This is a genomic window from Haloplanus vescus, assembly GCF_900107665.1.
GTDB classification, from domain to species: Archaea; Halobacteriota; Halobacteria; order Halobacteriales; family Haloferacaceae; genus Haloplanus; species Haloplanus vescus.
In genome coordinates this window covers 61842-84732 of record NZ_FNQT01000001.1, presented here as the reverse complement: position 1 = coordinate 84732, position 22891 = coordinate 61842, and the positions used below count along the sequence as shown (strand labels likewise).

Annotated in this window: 26 protein-coding genes and 1 tRNA gene; 16 read left to right on the top strand and 11 right to left on the bottom strand. The window is 67.0% G+C overall.

Going from position 1 to position 22891, the window contains the following annotated elements; all coding sequences use genetic code 11:
* Positions 1 to 27 precede the first annotated feature (27 nt).
* The 3 genes from BLU18_RS00495 to BLU18_RS00485 all read right to left on the bottom strand — a co-directional run bounded on the left by BLU18_RS00495 (position 28) and on the right by BLU18_RS00485 (position 5532).
* The gene (locus BLU18_RS00495) at positions 28 to 2730 is read right to left on the bottom strand and encodes a beta strand repeat-containing protein (RefSeq protein WP_092629829.1); all 2703 of its coding nucleotides are present in this window, start codon (positions 2728 to 2730) and stop codon (positions 28 to 30) included.
* A 295-nt stretch (positions 2731 to 3025) separates the two neighbouring features.
* The gene (locus tag BLU18_RS00490; protein WP_092629826.1) at positions 3026 to 5296 is read right to left on the bottom strand and encodes a CDC48 family AAA ATPase; all 2271 of its coding nucleotides are present in this window, start codon (positions 5294 to 5296) and stop codon (positions 3026 to 3028) included.
* Positions 5293 to 5532 carry a DUF7127 family protein gene (locus BLU18_RS00485; protein WP_092629822.1) on the bottom strand — a complete coding sequence of 80 codons (240 nt, stop codon included), beginning with the start codon at positions 5530 to 5532 and terminating at the stop codon, positions 5293 to 5295. Before BLU18_RS00485 ends, BLU18_RS00490 begins: the two co-directional genes overlap by 4 nt.
* A gap of 158 nt (positions 5533 to 5690) precedes the next feature.
* On the opposite strand from BLU18_RS00485, the gene BLU18_RS00480 reads away from it, so the two are divergent.
* Positions 5691 to 6458 carry an alpha/beta fold hydrolase gene (locus tag BLU18_RS00480; RefSeq protein ID WP_092629819.1) on the top strand — a complete coding sequence of 256 codons (768 nt, stop codon included), beginning with the start codon at positions 5691 to 5693 and terminating at the stop codon, positions 6456 to 6458.
* 3 nt (positions 6459 to 6461) lie between these two features.
* Here BLU18_RS00480 and BLU18_RS00475 read toward each other — a convergent pair whose 3' ends face one another.
* Positions 6462 to 7367 carry a hypothetical protein gene (locus BLU18_RS00475; RefSeq protein ID WP_092629816.1) on the bottom strand — a complete coding sequence of 302 codons (906 nt, stop codon included), beginning with the start codon at positions 7365 to 7367 and terminating at the stop codon, positions 6462 to 6464.
* A gap of 87 nt (positions 7368 to 7454) precedes the next feature.
* Here BLU18_RS00475 and BLU18_RS00470 point away from each other — a divergent pair, with 87 nt between their 5' ends.
* On the top strand, positions 7455 to 7688 hold the full coding sequence (locus tag BLU18_RS00470) for a DUF5822 domain-containing protein (RefSeq protein WP_092633531.1): 234 nt from the start codon (positions 7455 to 7457) through the stop codon (positions 7686 to 7688).
* A 42-nt stretch (positions 7689 to 7730) separates the two neighbouring features.
* On the top strand, positions 7731 to 8579 hold the full coding sequence (locus BLU18_RS00465) for an eIF2B alpha/beta/delta subunit family protein (protein WP_092629813.1): 849 nt from the start codon (positions 7731 to 7733) through the stop codon (positions 8577 to 8579).
* Here the strand turns inward: BLU18_RS00465 and BLU18_RS00460 are convergent.
* Positions 8576 to 9052 carry a GNAT family N-acetyltransferase gene (locus BLU18_RS00460; protein ID WP_092629810.1) on the bottom strand — a complete coding sequence of 159 codons (477 nt, stop codon included), beginning with the start codon at positions 9050 to 9052 and terminating at the stop codon, positions 8576 to 8578. The two genes, BLU18_RS00465 and BLU18_RS00460, sit on opposite strands and share 4 nt — an antisense overlap.
* 105 nt (positions 9053 to 9157) lie before the next feature.
* Here BLU18_RS00460 and BLU18_RS00455 point away from each other — a divergent pair, with 105 nt between their 5' ends.
* Positions 9158 to 9568 carry an archease gene (locus tag BLU18_RS00455; protein ID WP_092629807.1) on the top strand — a complete coding sequence of 137 codons (411 nt, stop codon included), beginning with the start codon at positions 9158 to 9160 and terminating at the stop codon, positions 9566 to 9568.
* Between the two features lie 35 nt (positions 9569 to 9603).
* Positions 9604 to 11109, top strand: coding sequence for an RtcB family protein (locus tag BLU18_RS00450; protein WP_092629804.1), 1506 nt, complete (start codon positions 9604 to 9606; stop codon positions 11107 to 11109).
* Between the two features lie 4 nt (positions 11110 to 11113).
* Here the strand turns inward: BLU18_RS00450 and BLU18_RS00445 are convergent, their stop codons facing one another.
* The 3 genes from BLU18_RS00445 to BLU18_RS00435 are packed head-to-tail and all read right to left on the bottom strand — an operon-like array spanning position 11114 to position 13840.
* Entirely contained in the window at positions 11114 to 11416 is a 303-nt protein-coding gene (locus BLU18_RS00445; protein ID WP_092629802.1) for a DUF7969 family protein, read from the bottom strand.
* 46 nt (positions 11417 to 11462) lie between these two features.
* Positions 11463 to 13067, bottom strand: coding sequence for a hypothetical protein (locus BLU18_RS00440; RefSeq protein WP_092629799.1), 1605 nt, complete (start codon positions 13065 to 13067; stop codon positions 11463 to 11465).
* Complete coding sequence (locus BLU18_RS00435; protein ID WP_092629797.1) at positions 13064 to 13840, bottom strand: ABC transporter ATP-binding protein; 777 nt, start codon at positions 13838 to 13840, stop codon at positions 13064 to 13066. Before BLU18_RS00435 ends, BLU18_RS00440 begins: the two co-directional genes overlap by 4 nt.
* Before the next feature lie 118 nt (positions 13841 to 13958).
* On the opposite strand from BLU18_RS00435, the gene BLU18_RS00430 reads away from it, so the two are divergent.
* From BLU18_RS00430 to BLU18_RS00415, 4 genes are all read left to right on the top strand, one after another.
* Complete coding sequence (locus BLU18_RS00430; RefSeq protein ID WP_092629794.1) at positions 13959 to 14192, top strand: LSM domain-containing protein; 234 nt, start codon at positions 13959 to 13961, stop codon at positions 14190 to 14192.
* Positions 14189 to 14362 (top strand): 50S ribosomal protein L37e, encoded by a 174-nt coding sequence (locus BLU18_RS00425; protein ID WP_092629792.1) that lies wholly within the window; start codon positions 14189 to 14191, stop codon positions 14360 to 14362. The genes BLU18_RS00430 and BLU18_RS00425 overlap by 4 nt, the downstream gene beginning before the upstream one ends.
* 169 nt (positions 14363 to 14531) lie before the next feature.
* The gene (gene purF, locus BLU18_RS00420; RefSeq protein ID WP_092633529.1) at positions 14532 to 15974 is read left to right on the top strand and encodes an amidophosphoribosyltransferase; all 1443 of its coding nucleotides are present in this window, start codon (positions 14532 to 14534) and stop codon (positions 15972 to 15974) included.
* An 84-nt stretch (positions 15975 to 16058) separates the two neighbouring features.
* Positions 16059 to 16793, top strand: a complete 735-nt coding sequence (locus BLU18_RS00415) for a halocyanin domain-containing protein (RefSeq protein WP_092629779.1) — start codon at positions 16059 to 16061, stop codon at positions 16791 to 16793.
* On the opposite strand, the gene BLU18_RS00410 is transcribed toward BLU18_RS00415, so the two are convergent.
* Both BLU18_RS00410 and BLU18_RS00405 read right to left on the bottom strand, forming a co-directional pair.
* Positions 16790 to 17416 carry a helix-turn-helix domain-containing protein gene (locus BLU18_RS00410; protein ID WP_092629776.1) on the bottom strand — a complete coding sequence of 209 codons (627 nt, stop codon included), beginning with the start codon at positions 17414 to 17416 and terminating at the stop codon, positions 16790 to 16792. The two genes, BLU18_RS00415 and BLU18_RS00410, sit on opposite strands and share 4 nt — an antisense overlap.
* A 73-nt stretch (positions 17417 to 17489) precedes the next feature.
* A complete protein-coding gene (locus tag BLU18_RS00405; protein WP_092629774.1) occupies positions 17490 to 17894 on the bottom strand; it encodes a MoaD/ThiS family protein in 405 nt (134 codons plus the stop codon).
* 97 nt (positions 17895 to 17991) lie between these two features.
* On the opposite strand from BLU18_RS00405, the gene BLU18_RS00400 reads away from it, so the two are divergent.
* Together BLU18_RS00400 and BLU18_RS00395 are read left to right on the top strand one after the other, a co-directional pair.
* Complete coding sequence (locus BLU18_RS00400; protein ID WP_092629771.1) at positions 17992 to 18369, top strand: transcriptional regulator; 378 nt, start codon at positions 17992 to 17994, stop codon at positions 18367 to 18369.
* Complete coding sequence (locus BLU18_RS00395) at positions 18366 to 18641, top strand: DUF7521 family protein (protein WP_449272125.1); 276 nt, start codon at positions 18366 to 18368, stop codon at positions 18639 to 18641. Before BLU18_RS00400 ends, BLU18_RS00395 begins: the two co-directional genes overlap by 4 nt.
* On the opposite strand, the gene BLU18_RS00390 is transcribed toward BLU18_RS00395, so the two are convergent.
* Positions 18638 to 19192, bottom strand: coding sequence for a DUF420 domain-containing protein (locus BLU18_RS00390; protein ID WP_092629769.1), 555 nt, complete (start codon positions 19190 to 19192; stop codon positions 18638 to 18640). The two genes, BLU18_RS00395 and BLU18_RS00390, sit on opposite strands and share 4 nt — an antisense overlap.
* Positions 19193 to 19347: 155 nt before the next feature.
* Here BLU18_RS00390 and BLU18_RS00385 point away from each other — a divergent pair.
* The 5 genes from BLU18_RS00385 (at position 19348) to BLU18_RS00365 (ending at position 22882) form a co-directional block, all read left to right on the top strand.
* Positions 19348 to 19432: transfer RNA gene (locus BLU18_RS00385), tRNA-Leu, on the top strand.
* Between the two features lie 155 nt (positions 19433 to 19587).
* Positions 19588 to 19905 carry a DUF7471 family protein gene (locus BLU18_RS00380; RefSeq protein ID WP_092629766.1) on the top strand — a complete coding sequence of 106 codons (318 nt, stop codon included), beginning with the start codon at positions 19588 to 19590 and terminating at the stop codon, positions 19903 to 19905.
* Positions 19902 to 20414 carry a winged helix-turn-helix transcriptional regulator gene (locus BLU18_RS00375; protein ID WP_092629763.1) on the top strand — a complete coding sequence of 171 codons (513 nt, stop codon included), beginning with the start codon at positions 19902 to 19904 and terminating at the stop codon, positions 20412 to 20414. Before BLU18_RS00380 ends, BLU18_RS00375 begins: the two co-directional genes overlap by 4 nt.
* 52 nt (positions 20415 to 20466) lie before the next feature.
* A complete protein-coding gene (locus BLU18_RS00370) occupies positions 20467 to 21753 on the top strand; it encodes a DUF7405 family protein (protein WP_092629760.1) in 1287 nt (428 codons plus the stop codon).
* A 55-nt stretch (positions 21754 to 21808) separates the two neighbouring features.
* Positions 21809 to 22882: an iron transporter gene (locus tag BLU18_RS00365; protein WP_092629757.1), complete on the top strand. Its 1074-nt coding sequence runs from the start codon at positions 21809 to 21811 to the stop codon at positions 22880 to 22882.
* Positions 22883 to 22891 lie beyond the last annotated feature (9 nt).

The following is a 22891-nucleotide window of genomic DNA, read 5'->3' as shown; positions in this document are numbered from 1 at the left end:
AAGAGGCGTCGCAGCGGCGCAGTCGGGTCAGTTCCGCCGAGCCAGCAAGAGCGCCGCACCGAGTGCGGCGACGACGGCGAGGGTGATGCCGAAGCCGGGCGCCGAGGAACTCGTCTCGGTGCCGGCCGGCGTCGCCGTTGCGTCCACCGCCTGCTGACTGTCGGCGGCCGTCGCCGTCTGCTGGCTAGCCGGTTCGTTCGACGACGAGTCGGGCGTCGCAGTGTCTTGCTCGTCGGCGTCACTCGCTGTCTGGGTCATCTCGGCCGAGGTGACCGCGAACAGCGACGTCTCCCCGGTGGTCGCTTGCACCGTCACCGTCTCGGAACTGGTGTCGGCGACGGTTGTGTCGAGTTCGACCCACTCGTCGCTCTGGTCGTCGTAGCGCAGGAGCGTGAGTGCGTCCGAACTGCTGCCGTAGGCGTCGTCCTCGACGGACACGGAGACGGTCGTCGACTGGTCTTCGACCTCGTCGGGCCGAGTGATGTTCAGCACCGTCACCACGGGCCGGGAGAGGTCGGCGGCCGCGTTCGGCCGGTCCTCCGGGACGGCCACGTTGACCACGCCGGACCCATCGTGGCCGGCCGTGAGCGCGACCGAATCGAGAGCCTGTGACTGGCTCAGGTCGACCGACACGCGTTCGTCGTCGGGCGTGAGGACCGTCGACGCGAACGCGGCGGTGGCGTCCCCCGCACGGACGTCAAGCGAGAGGTCGGTCTCGACCGAACTGTCGCCCGCGGTGCCGAGGGTGAGCGACGTGTCGTACTCGCCCGCGTCTTCGGGGTTCGTGACGGGGCGGACCCGCACGACCACGCGGTCACCCGCTTCGAGCGTGGGGATGCGCGAACTGTCCACGTCGGCGAGGTTCAGGGAGACGGTGCCGTCGTCGGTGTTCACCGTCACGGCGTCGGTCCCGCCCATCCGCGACTCGACCGTGCCGTCCGCGTCGACGACGGTCAGGGCCGCGACGTTCTGGTCGTCGCTCACGGAACTGACGCTTCCACCCGCATCGAGGAAGGCGTCGCTGTATCCGAGTTCGACGCTCCGGAGCGTCTCGCCTGCGACGCTCGAATCCTCGTCGACCGTCGCGGCGAGCGTATGGCTGCTCTCGCTGTCGTCGGGCCACGGGGGCGCAGCGGCTGCGCTCCCCTCGTCAGAACTGGGGCCGACGGTGAGCGTGGCCGTCGCGTCGGGCGTGGCTTTCATCCCGTCGCCAACGGCGGATTCGACCGTCGCCTCGAACGTGCCCGAGGTTCCCGTCGTCACGTCCGCCGTGTACACGTACATCTCGTCCTGCCGGGAGAGTTCGAAGTCGCGGCGCTGGACCGTCTCGTCGACCGGGCCGCTGACGGCCACGGTCATTCGGTCGAGGGATTCGTCGGAGGTCACGACGAGGTCGACGTCCTCGCCGTCTGCGACCAGGTCGACGTCGTCGACTATCACCTCGTCGCCAGCCGGGACCAGCGTATCACCGTCGTCGCCGCTCTCGGTGCTGTCGCCGTCGTCGGTGGTGCCGCCGGAAGTGCCGCCGTCCGTGCTCTCGCCACTCGCCGAAATCGAGGTGACGCCCGTTCGCGTCACCACCTCGCCGTCGCTGTCGACAGTCCGCACGTCGATGGCGTAGGTGTCGTTGGTCGAGGGGTACGTGACGCTGACGTCGGTCGAGAGCGTCGCGTCGATGTCGCCACCGCCGTCACCGCTGGTGGCGAATTTGACGGTGTCGTCGGTGCCGTCGCCGTCGAAGCCGTCGACCAGATTCGCGCTGGACGTGATGCTCGTCGCGTTCGAGTCGGCGGAGTTGACCGAGAGCCCCGACGCGAGTGCGTCCGGGAACTCGACGTAATGAACGTCGGTGTCACCGTCCTGACTGAGGTTGGTGACGGTGTAGGAGACGTTCTGGTTGTCGACGGTCGTTCCGGGCTGGACCTCGGCGGGCGACGCCGACCCGTCGGTGATGTTGAGCGTGTCGGAGACGCTGACCGTCTTCGGACCGAGCTCCTCGATGCCCACGTCGTACGCGCCCGTGGAATCGAAGTCGGTCACGAACGCCGTGGTCGTGCTCTCACCGGCGGTGAGCGTTCCTTCGTTGGACGCCGTCGTCGTGCCGTCGACGGTCAGGGAGGCGTTGTACGTCCCTGACTCGCCGCCGGTGTTCTGCACCGTGGCCGAGACGCGAACGTCGTCACCGGTGTCGACGGACGTGTCGTTGACCGTCAGGTCGTCGTAGACGATGTTCGCCGCATCGGTAATGACGACGTCGTCCTGGAACTCCTGGAACTGGGCGTCACCGGAGTCGTGCAGCGTCGCGTTCGCGGTGAAGTTACTGCTCGGGTTCGTCACGTCGGCGAGGGCGACTTCGACGTGGTCACCGTCGCTGAGACTTTCCGAATCCGATAATTTGAACTCGACCGTGCCGTTCGACGCGCTGAACTCCGTGATACCGCCCGAGTACTGGTTGCCGTCGACGAACACCGTCACGTCATCGGCGCCAACGGCGCTGACGTTCGCCGGGCCGAGGTGGACGTCGGCGTATTGGAGCGTGTCTTGGTTACCGAGTTGGACGTTACCTTCTGCGGTGTACGTTACGTTCGTCGCGTCGACTGTCGCGTCGTCTGGCTTGATCGAAACGTTCGTCGCGGCCGTCGCGGCACCGCTGAACGCGACGGACCCCACGACGACCGAGAGGATCAGCAACAGACTGAGCGACACCGCGCGGAAACGAGTATTGGTCATGAGTGGTGGGTGGAATCAGCGATGCACCGGACCGTGCCGGATGCAGCGCCGACTGTGATATTAGATACCAACTCCCACTCCGTGAGAAGCGTCCCTACGTGCTTAGCGGCGATTTATCGCGCCGAAGGGCGGGGCCTACGAGCTTAGGCGACCGGGAGGAAACGGCTTGACGCGGCGTCGCGAAGGTGTCACCCGACAAACGCGTTGCGGCGCCGAGATGCACCGGAACGTCACCGCTCACACGGAAAGATAGTACAGTATAACGTGGATAAAAGCCGAGCCTAAGCCGAGCCGATCAGTGGAACGTTCGGCTCGTCTCGGTTTCCGCACCGACCTCGGGTTCGTCGTTGGTGAAGCGCTGTTCGATTTCGGCGTAGCGCTCGCGCGTCTCCTCGGTGACGCTCGCGGTCACTTCGCCGAGTGCCTGCTCGAAGTGGTCCATCGTGATGCGGACGTTGCCGAGGGACTCGCCGATTTCGTCGGGCGAGACGCTGTTGATGAGCTCGCGGCTGGCGGCCATCGACGCCTCGCGGCAGACGGCCTCGATGTCGGCGCCGACGTAGTTCTCCGTCCGGCGTGCGAGACTGTCGAGGTCGACGTCGTCCGCGAGCGGTTTGTCGCGGGTGTGGACCTCGAAGATGGCGCGCCGTGCAACCTCGTCGGGAACGGGCACGTGGACGTGACGGTCCAAGCGACCGGGGCGCAGGAGCGCCGAGTCGATGAGGTCCGGGCGGTTGGAGGTGGCAATCACGACCACGTCCTCTAGCGTCTCCAGCCCGTCGAGTTCGGTGAGCAGCTGCGAGACGACGCGCTCCGAGACGCCGGAGTCACCGGAGTTGCGACCCCGTTCGGTCGCGATGGCGTCGATTTCGTCGAAGAAGATCACCGTCGGAGCGTTCTCGCGAGCCTTGCTGAATATCTCGCGGACGCCCTTCTCCGACTCGCCGACGTACTTGTCGAGGAGTTCCGGCCCCTTCACCGAGATGAAGTTGGACTCGGCCTCGTTGGCGACGGCCTTGGCGAGGAGGGTCTTCCCCGTCCCCGGCGGGCCGTACATGAGAACGCCCTTCGCGGACTCCATGTCCATGGCCTCGAACACCTCGGGGTAGTCGAGGGGCCACTGGATGGTCTCGCGGAGGCGCTCTTTCGTGTCCTCAAGTCCGCCCACGTCCTCCCACGTGACGTCGGGCACTTCGACGAAGACTTCGCGCAGCGCGGAGGGTTCGATGCCCTTCAGCGCCTCCTGGAAGTCGTCCTCGTCGACTTCGAGCGATTCGAGGATTTCGGCGTCGATTTCCTCGGCGTCGAGGTCGATGTCGGGCCGGATGCGACGGAGCGCGCTCATCGCGGCTTCCTTCGCGAGGCTCTCGAGGTCCGCACCCACGTAACCGTGCGTGGACTCAGCGAAGGCGTCGATGTCGACGTCCTCGGCGAGGGGCATGTTGCGGGTGTGGACCTGCAGGATTTCGCGGCGCCCGTCGCGGTCGGGGACGCCGATTTCGATTTCGCGGTCGAAGCGACCGCCACGGCGGAGCGCGGGGTCGATGGCGTCGACGCGGTTGGTCGCGCCGATGACGACGACTTCGCCTCGCTCTTCGAGGCCATCCATCAGCGAGAGCAGCTGGGCGACGACGCGGCGTTCCACGTCGCCACCGGCTTCACCGCGCTTGGGCGCGATGGAGTCGATTTCGTCGATGAAGACGATGGCCGGAGCGTTCTCCTCGGCCTCCTCGAAGACCTCGCGGAGCTGCTCCTCGCTCTCGCCGTAGTACTTCGACATGATCTCCGGGCCGGAGATGTTGTGGAAGGAGGCGTCGATTTCGTTGGCGACGGCCTTGGCGATGAGCGTCTTCCCGGTTCCCGGCGGGCCGTGCAGGAGCACGCCCTTCGGCGGGTCGATGCCCAGCCGACGGAACAGTTCGGGGTGGCGCATCGGCAGCTCGATCATCTCGCGAACCTGTTCGAGTTCGCGGTCGAGGCCACCGATGTCCTCGTAGGTCACGTCCGGCGTGTCGGCGTGTTCCTCGCCCTCGGCCGTCTCGCGAATCTGTTCGGCGGGCTGTTCGCTGATGACGATCTCCGTCGAGTCGGTGACGACGACCGTCCCCGAGGGGTCGGTGTCGGCCACCTTCAGCGGGAGCGCCTGACTCTGGCGACCGCTCATGAAGCCGAAGCCGAAGGGGACGCGGAGCGTCTGGCCCTTCGTGATCGGTTTGTCGGTCAGCTTGTCACGCAGGTAGTGACCGATGTCCCCGCGGATACCGATCTGCTGGGGCAGGGCGACCGTCACCTGTTCGGCCGGCTTCACCTCGGCCTTCTCGACCTCGACGCGGTCGTCGATGCCGACGTTGGCCTGCTGGCGAAGCTGACCGTCGATGCGGATGATGCCCGCGCCCTGGTCCTCGGGGTGGCCGGGCCAGACGCGTGCGATGGCCGTGCCCTCGCTCCCCTCGATACGAATGTAGTCCCCGACTTCGAGACCCATGTCGGCGACGGCCGCGCGGTCGATGGCAGCGAGGCCACGACCGGCGTCCTTCTGTTTCAGTGGTTTGACGACGAGTTTCATAGGCTTCCCCTCACGACGAGTACGCCGTTGTTCGTGTCAACACTTTCGGCACTTCCGGGAACGTCGAACTCGAGTTGGGTTTCCCCGTCGACGAGCACGATGGCCGTCTCTCCGGCCACGTCCACGTCCACGTGGTCCCCGTTCACACCGATGTCCGCCGCGACGACCCACTCCTCGCCGTACTCGTACCGGCGAACGAATTGCTCGTTCTCACCGGTGTATTGTTGGTTTACCATGTTGATTCCTAACTACACGTTAGGCATCTAAGTATATAAGGCTTTCTGCGGTTAATCGACGGACGGCAAGTGGGTAGACGAATTGGCATCGAATTGCGGTTCACACTTGGACTGGGTCGGCGCGCGGGTTTATCCCTCTCCCTGCGCTACACGGATTCATGGAAACGGTTACACACCACGGCCGGGAGACGGCGTATCGCCGGTACGAGCGCGGCGGCGTCGGCGACCCCATCCTGTGTGTCCACGGGAGCGGCGGTTCACACGAGGTCTGGGCGACACAGGGACGCCTCGACGCCGACCGGCCACTGGTCGCCCTCGATTTGAGCGGCCACGGCGAGAGCCGAGACGTGACCGCCGAGGCGGGGTACGAGGCGCTCTCGGCGTACGTCGACGACACCGTCGCCGTCGCGGAGGCCACCGACGCGAGCGCCCTCTGTGGGCACTCCCTCGGCGGCGCCGTCGTCCTCCACCTCCTCCTCGAACGCGACTACGACGTGTCCGCGGCCGTCCTCGCCGGCACGGGCGCGCGCCTGGCCGTCATGGACGACCTCCTACGATGGCTGGAGGACGACTTCGAGCGAGCCATCGAATTCCTCACCGGCCCGGACCGCCTCTTTCACGACCCCGCGGACGCCCTGACCGACGCCGCGACCGAGGGCCTCCGAGCGGCCGGCCGCGCCGTCACCGAACGCGACTTCCGCACCTGCCACGAGTTCGACGTCCGGGGTCGCCTGGACGAGATTTCGACGCCCGCGCTCGCCGTCGTCGGCGAATACGACGCACTCACGCCGCCGTGGTACCACGAGGCGCTGGCCGAGCGACTCCCGAACGGCGAGTGGACGACCGTCGACGACGCGGCGCATCTCGCCATGCTCGAACGCTCCGAGGCGTTCCACGCCGCCGTGACCGACTTCCTCGACGACTGAGAGTTACCAGTTCTGCAGCCCGGCCTCGAAACCGACCACGACGACGCGGTTCGCCACGACGAGGCTCGCGTACGCGAGCGCCGGCGGGACCAGCGAGTCGGTGCGGCGGAACGTCTCGGCGGCGACGGCGAACGTACCCACCTGCGCGAACGCGAAGCAAGCGCCGGCGACCGAGCGCACCGAGACGAGCGCCGCGAGGCCGAGCAGAACCAAGACGAGCGTGAACGGGACGGGACTCAGTCGGCGCACCGTCCGTCGCTCGCTCCGTGACGCGTAGTCCCAGCAGAGCAGCGACCCCGCGACCAGCGCGAGACCGACGAGTTTCCCGGCGTCCGGCGCCGGCGTCACCGACCCCGCGGTGCCAACCAGCGCGAACGACGCGACCAGTGTCGTCGCCACGACGGCCCAAGCGTCGCCGCCCGAGCGCTCGAACCCCCGCTGGACGACGACCTGACACACTAGCGCGAGCGCGGGCACGCGAATCGACAGCGTCAGCCCCGCGAGCAGGGCCACCGGCCCGAGCGGCGGGTCGGCGGCGACAGCCGTCTTCGTCAGGGCGTTGTACGGGACGCCGGTGGCGACGCCCACGAGTTTGGTGAGTGCGACGAACGCCGGTGGCACGACGGCCGCCGCGACGACGGCGCGCCACGCCGAGGGCGACGGCAGTCGCACGCCAGCGTCGATATCCCGGGCCGTGGCGTACGCGACAGTCCCCACGCCGAGTCCGGCGAGAAAGAGCGCGGCGAAGCCGACGCCGGAGACGAGCAGCGACGACCGCCCGCCGACGGCGGCGAGGGCGGCGCCACAGAGCCGGTACCAGAGGGCGACGGCGACGAGAACCCCCGTGACGAGCCCGAACTCGACGACGAACGGGTGCCACGGGCGGCGGGTGTCGGGCGCGGGGAACACGCCACGCCCATCGGCGGCGAGGAACTTATACTGCCGGCCATGTGGTGAACCGTCACACCTTACTCGGTCGCCAATCTACGGGTGGGCGTGCCACACCGCGTCAAGCGCACCGACCCCGATGGCGTCGACTTCGGCTGGGTGATGCAGGTGACGTTCGTCACGACCATCGTTGTCGGTGCCCCCCTCGTCGCACTCCTCTCGACGACGACGACGCTCCCCACGTGGGGCGCCCGCGCCGCCTTCGCCGTCCGCGTCGGTGCCGTCGTCTGGTTCGTCACCGCGCTCCTCGCGTACGCCTACGCCCGCAGAGCCGAGGACTGACGGAGCCGGAAAGTCTTTGCCGTCTACACGACACCTTCCGATATGATAGACGAGACTATCGAGGAGATTCAGCGGATGCAGACGCACAGCTCGTCGGTGGTCGCTGTCAGGGCCACCGTCGCGCTCGGCGAACTCCTCGACCGGGACTACCGGAACGTGGATGACTACGAGCGCGACCTCGAACGCAACGCGGGCGCGCTCCGCCGAGCCAACCCCTCCCACGCCTCGCTCCACAAGGCGATGGTCGAGGTGGTCGACCACGTCCTCGGTGAGACGGAGTCGGTCGAAGACGCGAAAGCGCGGACCCGCGAGGAGATCGACCGCATCGTCGAGGCAATTGAGACCGGCAAGAGCCACGCCGCCGACAACGCCGCCGAGACGTTCGAAGACGGCGAGACGTTCCTCACGCACGACTACTCCTCGACGGTGCTACAGGCAATCGAAACCGCGGCCGCCGAGGGCGCCCACCTCACCGGCTACGTCACCGAAGCGCGCCCGCGCTACCTAGGGCGCAAGACCGCCCGTCGCCTCGCCGAGATGGACCGCGTCGACCCGCACCTCCTCGTCGACAGCGCCGCCGGCTACGTGCTCGACCGGTGTGACCGCGTCGTCGTCGGGATGGACTGCATCGTCGAGGACACGCTTTACAACCGCGTCGGCACCTTCCCGCTGGCCGCGGCGGCGAACGTCGTCGGCGTCCCCGTCACCGTCGTCGGCTCCGAGTCGAAGATTATCGAGGACGACTTCGTCTTCGAGAACGAGGAGCGCGAACCCGCGGAGATTATCCGCGAACCCGTCGAAGGCGTCGAAATCGAGAACCCGGCCTACGACGCGACGCCGATGCATCTCGTCGACGAAGTGGTCACCGACAAGGGCACCCACGAGTTCTAGCGCCGAATCAACTCGGAGAGCCGGTCACGAAGTCGCTCGTCCGGCCCGAGTCGGAGGTAGTACGCGTCGCCGTCGTCCTCGTAGTAGCGCTCGATACGGCGCTTGATTTCGAAGCCGATGGATTCGTAGAAGTCGAGTGCGGGGTCGTTCGTCGCTCGTGCGTGACAGGTGACGGTGCGGTGGTCCTCGGCTACCTCCGCGACGAGGCGGCGTCCGAACCCCTCGCCCCGTCGCTCGGGCGCGACGGCGAGAAAGAGGATGTAGCCGTCGCGGCGCGCGGTGGCGAAGCCGACCAAGTCGTCGTCGAGATAGAGGAGATGTGTCGTCGCGCGACGATAGGCGTCCATAAAGAACCGCTTGCGTTGCTTGAGGACGCCCTCATTGCGCCGGATGCGCTCTTTGAGCTCCCAGGCCTCGTCGGCGTGGTCGGTCGTGCCAGGCCCATCGACACGTTTCTCGACGGTGACGCTCACTACCGCACTTCTAGCGGGGCCGGATAATATAACTTCGTCGTCGCCGACCATCGTCGCCGGCTCTGCGGTGAGAATCGTTTTGACCCTCCCCCGACAGGGGCGGGTATGAGCTACGAACTCCGTCCCCACACCGCCGACGTGGCCGTGGCGGCGACGGGTGCGACCCTCGGGGAGACGTTCGCCGCCGCCGGCGACGGCCTCGCGGCAGCCACCTGTGACGACATCCCCGAGACTGGCGAGCGATTCTCGCTCACCGTCCGCGCCGAGGGACTGGAGGCGCTGCTGTTCGACTATCTCGACCAGCTCATCTACGAGCGCGACGTTCGGGGCGTCCTCCCCGTCGCCAACGAGGCGACGGTCCGCGAGGCGGGCGCCGAATGGATGATAGAAGCCAGCGCCCGCGGGGTGCCGTTCGCCGACATCAGCGCGCGCGACGTGAAGGCCGTCACCTACTCCGAAATGCGAATCGAGGAGACGGGATCGGGGTGGGACGCCTACGTCGTGCTCGACGTGTAGTAACGTATTCCCGCGTCGGTCACGTCGGCCCGACCATGACCACCCGCGAAATCGACGGCATCCGGCTGGAACAGGTCCGGGAGTACGTCTGGGAGATTCCACAGGAGGGTGAGATGCGCGTCCCCGCTCGCGTCCTCGCCAGCGAGGCGCTCCTCGACGAGATTGGCGACGACAAGACGCTTCAGCAACTCAAAAACGCCACGCACCTGCCCGGCATGACGGACCACGCCATCTGCATGCCCGACGGCCACCAAGGCTACGGCTTCCCGGTCGGCGGCGTCGGCGCCACGGACGCCGAGAACGGCTGTATCTCGCCTGGCGCGGTCGGCTACGACATCAACTGCGGCGTCCGGATGATGCGGACGAACCTCACCTACGACGACGTGCAGGGTCGCGAGGAGGAACTCGTCGAGGCCCTGTTCGCGAACGTCCCCTCGGGCCTCGGTGGCGGCGGCGTCGTCGACGGCGACAAGGAGACGATAGAGGGCGTCCTCGAACGCGGTGTCGACTGGGCGCTCGAGGCCGGATGGGCCGTCCCCGCCGACCTAGAACACTGCGAGGACGAGGGCCGGCGCCCGGACGCAGACCCTAGCGCCGTCTCCCAGAAGGCCAAAGACCGCGGGAAGAACCAACTCGGCAGCCTCGGCAGCGGGAACCACTTCCTCGAAATCCAGCGCGTGACCGACACCTATCGCGACGACGTTGCGGATGCGTACGGACTGGAACCGGACCAAATCGTCGTCCTCATCCACTGCGGGAGCCGGGGGCTCGGCCACCAGACCTGCACCGACTACCTCCGAAAAATCGAGAAAGAGCACGGCGACCTGCTCGACAGTCTCCCCGATAAGGAACTCGCGGCGGCGCCGGCGGGGTCGGAGCTCGCCGAGGCGTACTACGGCGCGATGTGTGCCTGCATCAACTTCGCGTGGGTGAACCGCCAACTCATCATGCACCGCGTCCGGCAGGTGTTCGCGCGCGTGTTCGACCGCTCGTGGGAGTCGATGGACATGCACCTGCTGTACGACGTGGCTCACAACATCGCGAAAAAGGAGGTTCACGAAGTTGGGGTCGACCCGGAGGGTCGACCGATTGGAGGCGGTGACGCCGCCGACCGCGAAGAGCGCGAACTGTACGTCCACCGCAAGGGCGCGACGCGGGCGTTCCCCGCCGGGCACCCGGAGGTGCCGGCCGCCTACCGCGACGTGGGGCAGCCAATCATCATCCCCGGCAGCATGGGCGCAGGGAGTTACGTCCTCCGCGGGGGCGAATCGTCGCTCGACCTCACCTTCGGCTCGACGGCCCACGGCGCCGGCCGACTCATGAGTCGGACGCAGGCCAAACAGGAGTTCTGGGGCGAGACGGTGCAGGACGAACTCCGCGAGCAGAACCAAGTGTACGTCAAGGCCCAGAGCGGCGCGACGGTGGCGGAGGAGGCGCCCGGCGTCTACAAGGACGTGGACGAGGTGGTCCGCGTCTCGGACGCCCTCGACATCGGCGACAAGGTGGCTCGCACCTACCCGGTCTGTAACATCAAGGGATAACGGCTCAGCGGCCGATTCTGACGTACTCGCTCTCGGGACGCGCCTCGATTTCCTCGCCGTCCTCGTACCGGACGTAACTCAGGTAGAACGGTTCGCCACACCCGGCGGCGTCGTCGTCCTTCAGCGTGCCGTCATCGCCGCAGACGAACCGAACGCCATCGGCGGCTTCAACGTCCCCGTCGGCGTCGACGTACTCCCACCCGGCGAGCGGATACGGCGTCACCGACTTGTCGGCGAGATACCCCTCGCGGTCGAGTTCGACGATGGCCTCGCAGTGCGGACAGTAGTAGGTGACGGGATAGCTCACACCCCCTGTAGGGCCGAGACGAACTTATACCGTCGGCCCGCGCGATTTACGCTATCGTATACTGCCGATAGCGCCGAACGGCGTAGCGATACGACCCCAGCGACACGAGTGCGGTGAAGAGGGCGTAGCCGCCCGCGACGCCGAGCGCGACCGGTGTGAGGACGAGTCCGCCCGAGAGAGCAAACCACGTCGCTGCCAGACAGACGAGCGACCCGACGCCGACGACGAGGAGGTACGTTATCAGCACGAGCGTCGACGGGACGACGGTCTCAGTCCCCCAGAACTTCCGTGCGTCGTAGATGGGGTAGACGCTGCCAAGGCCGACGGCGAACAGCGCGGCCGCGAAACAGGTTCCGATGCCGAGCGCGGCCAAGGCGACGGCGGAGCGAGGGGCTGCACCGAACGGGATGGACGCGAGCGGAACGCCCACCGCGACTGGGAGGCCAACTGCGAGGCCAGCGACGACACGACCCCGAACGAGCGTTTGCGGCGACCGCTCGGTGAGCAGAAGGAAGGGGAGTGTCGGCCGGTCGTCACCGAGCGGGTTCAGTCCGAAGGTGGCGCCAGCGAGATACGTCCCCAGTCCGACGCCCGTCGCGGCGACGAGCGATGCGAGCGCGTCGCCCGACGACTGCGCCAGCGTCGTCCCGACGGGGCCGAGGAAAAACAGTATCATGACGAGATGGGCGAACTCTTGGGGCCGGCGGGCGGCGCGGACGAGATGCCCCCACGCGATGCGGCCCGCCGGCCGCCACGCGAAGGGGCGCGGCGCCGCGAACCAGCCCGACGACGAGGCGTGCGTGGTGTCGCGAGTCGGGGCGTCGGTGAACCAGAGCCGAGACGCCTGCCGAGTCGCGGCCGCGAGTCCGAGCGGCGTGAGCGCGAGACAGGCGATACCGACGGCGAGGGCGGACGCGGTGGGCGGTCGGCCGAGCGGCGTGGGGAAGAACGCGAGCGCAACGTAGTCGGCCACCGGAGCGGCGGTGAACCGCGAGGCGAGCGTCGAGAGCGACGAACCGTACTCGACGATGAACTGCCCGGCGAACTGCGACCCGACGATGACGGCGAGCATCGCAAGAACGCCCACGGCCTTCGCGAGACGGCGGACGTTTGGGAGTCGCCGAAAGGCGGACAGCAGACCGAGTCCGAGGGCGTATCCGCAGGTGGCCGCAGCACAGACGAGCGGCAGGGCAACGAGCGGTGCCGAGACGAGGAGGGCGGGCGCGCCGAGTCCGAGTGCAAAGGCGGCGACGACGGCCAGCACCGGCACGCCGAACCACGCCGCGAGCCGAGCGAGTTCGCTGCCGACGAGGCCGAAGACGACGACCCGTGGATGGACGGTCAGCAAGACGAGGGGTGCGGCGTCGATACGGCTGATTCGCTCCATCGTCCGAAGAACGGCGAGTCCGAGGAGGAAGACGGGTATCGCCGTCGCCACGGGGCCAAACAGCGGAATCGCGTCGAGAGAGCGGGCCGTCAGCCCGGTAGCGTAGGCCGAGGGCAGGGCGAAGAGCAGATAGCCGCCGAAAAACAGGATGGCGAATCCAACACCGACGAGGCGACGTGTATTCTGCGCGTAGCGACGGATGCTCCGCCAGAACTCGGCGCGAGCGATGCGACGGCCGTGGCGGAGGTCACGTCGCAGGCTCATGCGCCCTGTGTCGCGTCCGATTCGGGGCGCTCGGCGTCACCGGTGACGGCGAGAAAGGCGTCTTCGAGCGACGCACTCGCACCCGTCTCGGCGCGGGCCCGTACCTCGTCTGCCGTCCCTTCGGCGACCAATCGGCCGTCGAACAGCACCGCAACCTCGTCGGCGACGGCTTCGACGACGGAGAGAATGTGGGTCGACAGGAAGACTGTCGCGCCCGCGTCGGCGAAGTCGACGACCGACTCGCGGATGCGACGGGCGGCGCGCGGGTCGAGTCCCGAGGTGGGTTCGTCGAGAAAGAGCACGTCGGGGTCGTGCAGGACGCTTTGGATGAACGCCGTCTTCTGTCGCATGCCCTTCGAGTACGTTCCGAGACGGCGGTCGGCGTCGGCCGCGAGGTCGAACTCTTCGAGGTAGGTTTCGATGCGGTCACGGGCGTCGTCGGTCGGGATATCTCGCAGGTCGGCGACGTAATCGAGTTGTTCGCGAGCGCTGAACTCGTCGTACAGCGGCGGCGTCTCGGGGAGATAACCGATTCGCGGGGCAAGCGAGCGTCGGTCAGTGGCGGAGACGCCACAGACGCGAACGGAGCCGGAATCGGGCGTCGACAACCCAGTCAGGAGGCGCATGGTCGTCGTCTTCCCGGCACCGTTCGGGCCGAGGAACCCGTACACTGTCCCGGCGGGAATCGAGAGCGAGAGGCCGTCGAGCGCGACTTCGTCGCCGTAGCGCTTCCGCAGGTCGACGGCTTCGACTGCGGGGGTCGTGGAGGGCATGACATGTGTCAGTTTCACACGGCTGCGCCTAATCGTTACGCTCTGTCGCGGATTCGAGCGGGCAGCCGCGTAACGACCTTCGGTACGTTTATTATTCCCACCCGCTGCCTTTGTTGCCATGAGCGGACGACCCCTCGACGTGCTGGAGGCCTCGCTCGACGAGGAAGTAACAGTGCATCTCAAAGACGGGCGGGCCTATCACGGCGTGCTCGGTGGCTACGACCAACACATGAACGTCGTCCTCGATCCGGCCGACGAAGTCGGGGAGAGAATCCTCGGCGAACCGGAGATCGAGTCGGTCGACAACACAACCATTATACGCGGCGACAACGTCGTGACGATAAGTACATGACGGGAGCAGGCACGCCGAGTCAGGGAAAGAAGAACAAGACGACCCACGTCAAATGTCGACGCTGCGGTGAGAAATCGTACCACGTTCGCAAGAAAGTCTGCTCGTCGTGTGGCTTTGGCGACTCGGCCAAACGCCGCGGCTACGAGTGGCAGAGCAAATCCGGCGAGTAATCGAACGGACTTTCTCGCTTTCTGCTGTCTTCCGACGTTCGAGTGGCTGAACCACCGATTCGATTTCCGGCAAAATCCTCCGAGCCAGCCCTAATAGCGTGGCTTTTTACCCCGCGATACACAACCAACACCCATGGCACACGGGCGGGAACAGCGTTCCCCGGACGGGATGACCGAGAAGTGTGGCGTCGTCGGGGTCTCTCTGGCAGACCGCGACGCCGCCCGGCCCCTGTATTACTCTCTGTACGCGTTACAGCATCGGGGACAGGAGTCGGCAGGTATCGTAACACACGACGGCTTCCAGCAACACAGTCACGTCGAGATGGGCCTCGTCGGCGACGCGTTCGACGCCGACGACCTCGACCAGTTGAACGGGACGGCGGGCATCGGCCACGTTCGCTACCCCACGTCGGGCGGCGTCAACGCCAGTTGCGCCCAGCCCTTCTCCGTCTCGTTCAAGTCCGGGTCGCTCGGCCTCGCACACAACGGCAACCTCGTCAACGCCGGCGAGATTCGGTCGGAACTCGAGGGACTGGGTCACGCCTTCACCTCCAACGGCGACACCGAGGTCATCGCCCACGACCTGGCGCGCAACCTCCTCGAAGAGGACCTGGTGCGCGCGGTCAAGCGAACCATGGGCCGCATTCACGGCTCGTACGCGCTGACTATCATGCACGACGAGTCGGTGCTCGGGGTGCGCGACCCCGAAGGGAATCGCCCCCTCTGTATCGGGAAACTCGAAGATGGCTACGTCCTCGCCTCGGAGTCGGCCGCCATCGACACGCTCGACGGCGAACTCGTCCGCGACGTGAATCCGGGCGAGCTCATCGTCCTCGAACCCGACGGCAGCGGCTTCGACTCGTATCAACTCGTCGACCGCGACGACACCGCGCACTGCTTTTTCGAACACGTCTACTTCGCTCGCCCGGACTCCATCATCGACGACGAACTCGTCTACGACGCGCGGCGCAAACTCGGAAGCGAACTCTGGGACGAGAGCGGCATCGAGACGGACGTGGTGATGCCCGTCCCCGACTCGGGACGCTCGTTCGCCTCGGGATACGCGGAGGCGGCGAACGAGGACGGCGCCGACGTGGAGTTCGCGGAGGGCCTGATGAAGAACCGCTACGTCGGGCGGACGTTCATCATGCCGACACAGGACGAACGTGAGCGCGCAGTCCGACTGAAACTCAACCCCATTCGGAGCACCGTCGAAGACAAGACGGTCACCATCATCGACGACAGCATCGTTCGGGGAACTACCTCGACGCAGCTCGTCGACTTGGTGCGTGACGCCGGCGCGAAGGAAGTCCACGTCCGCATCGGCGCCCCGCCCATCGTCGCCCCCTGCTACATGGGTATCGACATGGCGAGTCGAGACGAACTCATCGCCGCGGACAAGAGCGTCGACGACATCCGGGAGATAATCGGCGCCGACAGCCTCTCCTATCTCTCCATCGACGCCATCGCGTCCGTCTTCGGGCGGACGAAAGGTGACCTCTGTCTCGGCTGTGTGACCGGCGAGTACCCCTACGACATCGAGGGCGAACAGACGGACCGCGACGTGACGCGGCCCGCCGTCGGCGGCGAATCTGCGCCCGCAGACGACTGACCGACCGGTCGAAAATCGGGGGTTCGGAGCCGGAATCCGAAACCGGCAATATTTTTGAGGGGTCCCGTCTACGGGAAAGCGACCATGAGCGAGGAACGCGACGCTCGGCTGGGACGGCGAGGGCTGCTACGGGCGGGTGCCGGCACCGTCGGAGCCGGACTCGTCGGTGCAGGCGTGACTGGAACCGCAGCAGCACAGTCCGGTCCGTTCGGTGGCTGGATGAGTGACGTGGGCAACTACGACGGCGTCCACGACATGACTGGCAGCGGCGAAGTGACCGTCGACGTCGGCGTCCAGGCGAACGGCGCCGCGTACGGGTTCGGCCCCGCGGCGATTCAGGTCGACCCCGGAACGACAGTCGTCTGGGAATGGACGGGTAACGGCGGCGTCCACAACGTCGCCGCGGAGTCCGGCGGCGACTACTCCAGCGAACTGGTCCAAGAGGAGGGCCACACGTTCAGCCACACCTTCGAGTCCGGTGGTGTCTCGAAATACTACTGCCAGCCCCACCAGTCACTGGGCATGAAAGGCGTCGTCGTCGTCGGCGACAACGTCCCGTCCGGCGCCGAAGTCGTCAGCGGTGGTGGCGGCGGTGGCGGGAGCGGCGGAAGCGGCGGAAGCGGCGGTGAGGGCGGCAGCGGTGGCGGCGGGAGCGGCATGGATCAGAACGGCTTCAACATGTCCCTGATGATCGGCGGATCGCTCGTCGCAGCCTTCCTCTCGCCCATCGTCTTCGGGCTCATACTGATGCTCCGCGATGCGGGCGGGCGTCCACCCGAAGACGGCGCGAGCCACGGCGGCCACTCCCACGAGGACTAGTCCTCGACGAAAGCGCGGATAATCGCGCTCTCGACTCGGTGGAGTCGTTCGCTCGCCGTCGATTTGGCGATATCGAGGTGGTCGGCGAGCTCCGTCAGCGTGCAGGTCCGCGGAACGTCGTAATACCCCTTTTGGACGGCCGTCTCTACCAGCCGTCGCTGTTCGTCACTCACGACCGACTCGGAGTCGATAGTCGTCCGGACGGACTGAACATCGAACTCGAGGCCGAGCGCCCGGAACTGGTCGGCGAGCGACGACAGTCGGTCGCGGGGGGCCGTAATCTCGAGGTTGGCCATCCCGTCGGCGATGGTCACCGGTGGCTCGAAGGGAGCGCGCGAGTTGCGAACCGACATGAGAAGCAGCGGATCATCCGTCTCGAACTGGACGAGCGCTCGGTCCTCACCTCGATAGAGGGTTTCGAAGACTCGGACGCCGTCGGTGTCGTTCAGCCGCGAGAGCACCGTCCCGACGTCGTCGGCAGTGATTTCGACGAGTCCGACGCCGGTGTTGTCGTCGTCCGGAAGCGCCGCGAGGACGCGAAAGGTAGCGTCGGGAAAGCGTGTCGAGAGGTCGGCAATCCAGATGTCGGCCGGAAGCGTGACCGCGAGCGTCGCCGTTGGCATGTCGCAACGCTCGGCCGCCGCGACTATATACCGTCCGCTGTCGCCGCGTCGAACGGCGGGCGACGACCGCTCGTCAGCAACAGAAGATGAACGGGTAGACGAAGCTCACGCGGTCGTCGTCTTCGAGTTTCGTGTCGAAGCCGTCGAGCACTTCGTTGAACTTCCCGTTGACGAGGACGCGCGCGAACGGCCGGGTCTGTTCGCCCTCGGGATTCTTGTGCCACGTTCCGGGGAGGTTCTCGGGCGGGACCGCCCACCCGTCCGTGGACGCCTCCGCCTCCGTCTCGGCGATGAGCATGTCCGCGAGGTCCGGTCGCTCGTCGAAGAACTGCTCCAACAGGTCACGGAGCGTGTCACCCTCGAAGGTGTACACCTGATGGGACTGTTCCATCGCGTCGCGGACGTGGCCCGTCGCGCGGAGGTGGACCGTCGTCGTCTCTTGTTTCGCCGTACTCTCGGAATCGGTGGTCGTGCTCATGACAACTATTGATACGCATTGATACTACGAAAGGTTGTACGCGAACATGTTCGGCGGGGTCCGACAGTATAAGTGACTGCCATGGTGAGAGAAGAGCATGGTGCGCGATCCGCAGTCGGGCGCGGAGACTCCCGCTTTGCAGTCGGTCCTCGACGCACTCGACGACGCCGACTGCCGGACCATCGTCAAGCACCTCGACGAACCGATGACGGCGAACGAAATCTCGGACGTGTGTGATATCCCCATGTCGACGACGTATCGAAAACTCGACCTGCTGACGGAGGCGTCGCTGCTCGCGGAGAGCACGGAAATCCGGGCTGACGGCCACCACACGACGCGGTATCGAATCGATTTCGAAGCGGTCGAAATCGGGCTGGACGAGGACCGGACCCTCGAAATCTCCGTCGCGCGGCCGGCACAGAGTGCGGACGAACGACTCGCGTCCCTGTGGTCGGAGGTGCGAGAGGAGACGTGAGCCACCTCGATATCATCCTCGCGGGCGTCAAGACGGGGACGCTCCTCCTGGGCGGGCTAATCACGTACTTCTCGCTGAAAGCCTACCGGCGAACCGGGGCCGAGGCGCTCCGAGCGCTCGCCATCGGCTTCTCTCTCGTGACGGTGGGGGCGCTCCTCGCGGGCGTCGGCCACCAGTTCACGTCGCTCGAACTCGCACACTCCGTCGTCATCGAGAGCACGCTCACCTTCCTCGGCTTCGCGGTCATCGTCTACTCGCTGTACGTGGACTAGTACAGCAGGTACAGCAGCGCGTAGACGACGTCACCGAGGAAGAAGGAGACGAGCCACAGACTCGCGGCGACGCGGCCCACGCGGGCGTGGGCGGTGTCTCGTAACGCACCAACCGGACGGGTGGTCGCCAACAGCAGGACGTAGTACAAAAGCGGGATACAGACGACGGCGAGGAGGATGTGGATTGCGAGGATGGGGAGATACACCTGCCGATAGACGGCGTCCGGTCCCGGGAACGTCGCCGGGCCCTCGAGGACGACTTTGTAGAGATAGAGGACGAGGAAGAGCGCGAACAGTACGGCCGAGAGCACCATTGCGGCGCGGTGCCGGCCGAACTCCCCGCGACGAGCGAAGGCGACGCCGCTGGCGATGGTGCCGATGGCGACGGTGCTGACGACGGCGTTGACGTGCGGAATCGCGGCGACGACGCCGGCCGGCGCGTGAGGGATGACCGCGCGCGGAACGGCACCGAGAACGGCGCCGAACACCAGCGCCAGCGACGCAATCGAGAGGACGGCGGTGAGTTCGGGGACGCGGTCGCGTGCATTCATGCGTCGTTCTCGGGGGGCGACCCACAAAACGGCGACGAGTCGGCGGTCGTCGCCCCGCGGCAAAGGTGTCGGTCGCGTGACCGACGGCAGGCAAAAGGAAAGCCATTTCAAATACCCCGGTCAACGAATAGATGCGTACGACAGAACCCATGCGAGCGTGGGTAGCCAAGCTAGGCCAACGGCGCAGCGTTGAGGGCGCTGTCCTGTAGAGGTCCGCCGGTTCAAATCCGGTCCCACGCATCGCACAGACGGGCCACACCCGTCACTCGCGGCACACCGCCGCGCGATGCAGGTGATGCCTATCCAGGACATCACCCACGCACAACTTCTCCCGACACTACCGCCGAGTAGCCCCGGATGCAAGCGTTGAGGTGGGCGCGTGCCGAACGGCCGCTATGGTCGTCGCGCTCCACGCCGCCGTCTCTCCGGGCGTACTCGTCGTCGTGAGCGTCGCCGGACTCGGAACGTCGATACTGCTCGGACTGGCCATCGCCGCCTTCGTCCGCCGGCGCTCGCGCCCCTACCTCCTCATCGTGGCCGCGTTCGCGGCGCTCCTCGGCCGGTCGGCAGTCGTCGGCTTCAGTCTCGTCGGCGTCCTCACCCCCACGCAACACCACCTGCTCGAACACGGCCTCGACGTGGTGATGGTCGCGCTAGTCGTCGCGGCGGTGTACTACGCGCGGACGGTCCGACGCGAGGTGTCGGCGTCGTGAGCCACCATCGCGACAGAATCGTCAGCCACGTCGACACCCACCCCGGAGTCCACTTCAACGAACTCGGCCGCGAACTCGACTTGGCGACTGGACAGCTCCAGTACCACCTCGGCGAGCTCCGCCGGGCAGACCGGGTCGTCGCGGAGTCGCTGTACGGCCGCACCCACTACTACACGCCGGAGTACGACGAGTGGGAGCGAACCGCCGTGGCCGTGGTCCGCCGGGAGACGGCTCGGGACGTGGTACTCTACCTCGTCGAATCGGGGCCGAGTTCCCCCACCGCGGTGGCCGACGCCCTCGATATTGCCCGGAGCACGCTGGAGTGGCACGTCGGCCACCTGCACGAACAGGCGCTGGTCGAAAAGCGCCGCGACGAGCGCGGGCGGGTGACGCTCGCGCTCGCGGCGCCCGAGGAGACGGCGGCGTTGCTTCGACTCGTCGAACCGTCGGTACCGGACCGGTTGCTCGACCGCTTCACACGCTTGGTCGACAACCTCGTGAGCGAGTGATTCGAGAACCGAACCACAATCCGCTTTGGCGCGCGCGCCCGACATCCGGTGAATGCGACTGCCAGACGTGTCCCGCCGCGAAGCGCTCCGGACCGCCGTCGCGCTCGGAAGCGCGAGCGCGCTCAGCGCGTGTCTCGACCGCGAGTCGTCCGAGCCGGTTCCGACGGGCGACCCCGACGCCAAGCCGGCGCGCCAGCACGCGTGGCGAGCGCACGTCCGCCACGACGACCACGGCAACACCCAACTCCCCCGGCACCAGATTCTGCTGTATCTGACGCTCGACGGCGACGGACCGCCGTCGGCGACGGACCGGGACGCACTCGCCGCGACGCTCGACGCCCTCGACAGCGCGTACGCTTGGAGCCACGAGGGCCTGCTCCACTCGATTGCCTACTCGCCCGCGTACTTCGACCGCTTCGAGGACGCCCTGCCCGAGGATATCGACCTCCCCGAACCGACCGCGCTCTCGCCGTTCGAATCGCCCACCTTCGACCGACAGGACGCGGTGCTCCACCTCGCGAGCGACCGCTCCGACGCGCTCCTCGAAGCGGACCGCGCGCTGCGGGGCGAGCGTGAGACGGCCAACGGCGTCTCGATACCGCCACTGACCGACGCCCTGCGCGTCGACTCCCGGCGGACTGGCTTCGTCGGCGCCGGCCTCCCCGCGCAGCATCAGGACGCGGAGGGGATTCCCGAGTCCCGACCCGTCCCCGAGGCGTCGCCGCTGTTCATGGGCTTCGAAGCCGGGTTTCGACGGAATCAGGCGACCGAGGACTACGTCACGCTCGAATCGGGACCGTTCGCCGGCGGGACGACGAAGGTCATCGCCAACCTCCGACAGCGACTCGACGACTGGTACGACGAGCAGACTCAGGAAGAGCGCGTGATGGAGATGTTCAGCCCCGGCCACGCGGCCGAGGGGTTGGTCGAGGGGGTCGGCGACAACCTCGGCGACGACAGCCAAATAGACCGCTTCGTGGACGACATCGCCGACCACGCCGCGGAGTACGGCCGCGTGGGCCACGCCCAGAAGGCCGCGCGGGCGAACCGCGACGACGACGGAGACGTGCGCTTGCTCCGCCGCCACTTCGAATCGACCGACGACATCGGCTCGGACCAGCAGGTGGCGAGCCTCCACTTCCCGTCGCTCCAGCGGCGCGTCTCGGCGTTCGAGTCCGTCCGCCGCGCGATGAACGGGACGGACGTGACCGAACAGACCCCCGCCGTGCGCCAACGCGTCAACAACGGCATCCTCGAATACATCTTCGTCCGTCGCCGCGGATACTTCCTCGTGCCGCCGCGTCGCCACCGCGTCTTCCCGACGCCGCGCCCCGAATGAGCGTCTTCGACGCGCGGACCAGAATGGGTTTGAGCGCCGACCCCCGAGGAGGACCATGAACCGCCGCGAACTGTTGGGCGGGACGCTCGCCCTCGCCGGGGTGTCCCTGTCGGGGTGTGCCGGCCTGGTCGAGACGCGCACGGCCGGCGTGCCGCCAGTGCTGGAGGACCGGCCGGACGGCGTGTACTACCCCAGCCACGTCGAGGGGATGTCCGCCGTCGGGACGCAGACGAGCGGCGACTACGCCGTCGGCCTGTTCTACAGCTACCCGCACCGGTTCTGGAACGTCAACGGCGACAGCGTCTCCTTGACCGAAATCGACCGCGACGACGCGGTTCACCTGATGGCGAGCGTCTGGGACCCCGAGACGGGGATGGTCCTGCCCGAGACGGGGCTGTCGCTCGAAATCGTGCAGGACGGGAGTCTAGTCTCACAGGAAACCATCTATCCGATGCTCTCACAGCCCATGGGCTTTCACTACGGAGCGAACTTCGGCCTCGACGGCGACGGCACGTACACTGTCCGCGTAAGCGTGGGCGCGGTAGCGACGCGGAAGACGGGCGCGTTCGCCGACCGCTTTACCGACCCTCAGACCGTCGAGTTCCCCTTCGAGTACAGCGAGGCGGCGAAAAACGACATCTCGTTCCAGCAAGTCGACGAGCGAGCGGGCACGTCCGGCGCGGTCGAACCCATGGAGATGGACGCCCTCCCGGACGCGACGGCGCCCGCGCCCGACGCACTTCCCGGCCGGTCGCTCGGAGAGACAATGAGCAACGACGCCCGATTGGTGGCGACAGTCCTCGACTCGCCGCCCGAGGGCGTCGACGGCGAAGGTCCGTATCTCGCCGTCTCCGCGCGGACGCGATACAACCGGATGGTGATTCCGGCGATGGGGTTGTCTGGGCGGTTGAGTCGCGACGACGAGACGGTCTTCGAAGGGGAGTTGGCGCGGACGCTCGACCCGACGCTCGGCTACCACTACGGCGCCGTCGTCGACGACGTGGCGACTGGGGATGGTCTCACGCTCTCGGTCGACGTCCAGCCACAGACCGCCCGACACGAGGGGTACGAGACGGCATTCGGCGGACTCCTCGGCGGGATGCCCGACGTGACGATGCAGGTGCCCTGAACGACAAGG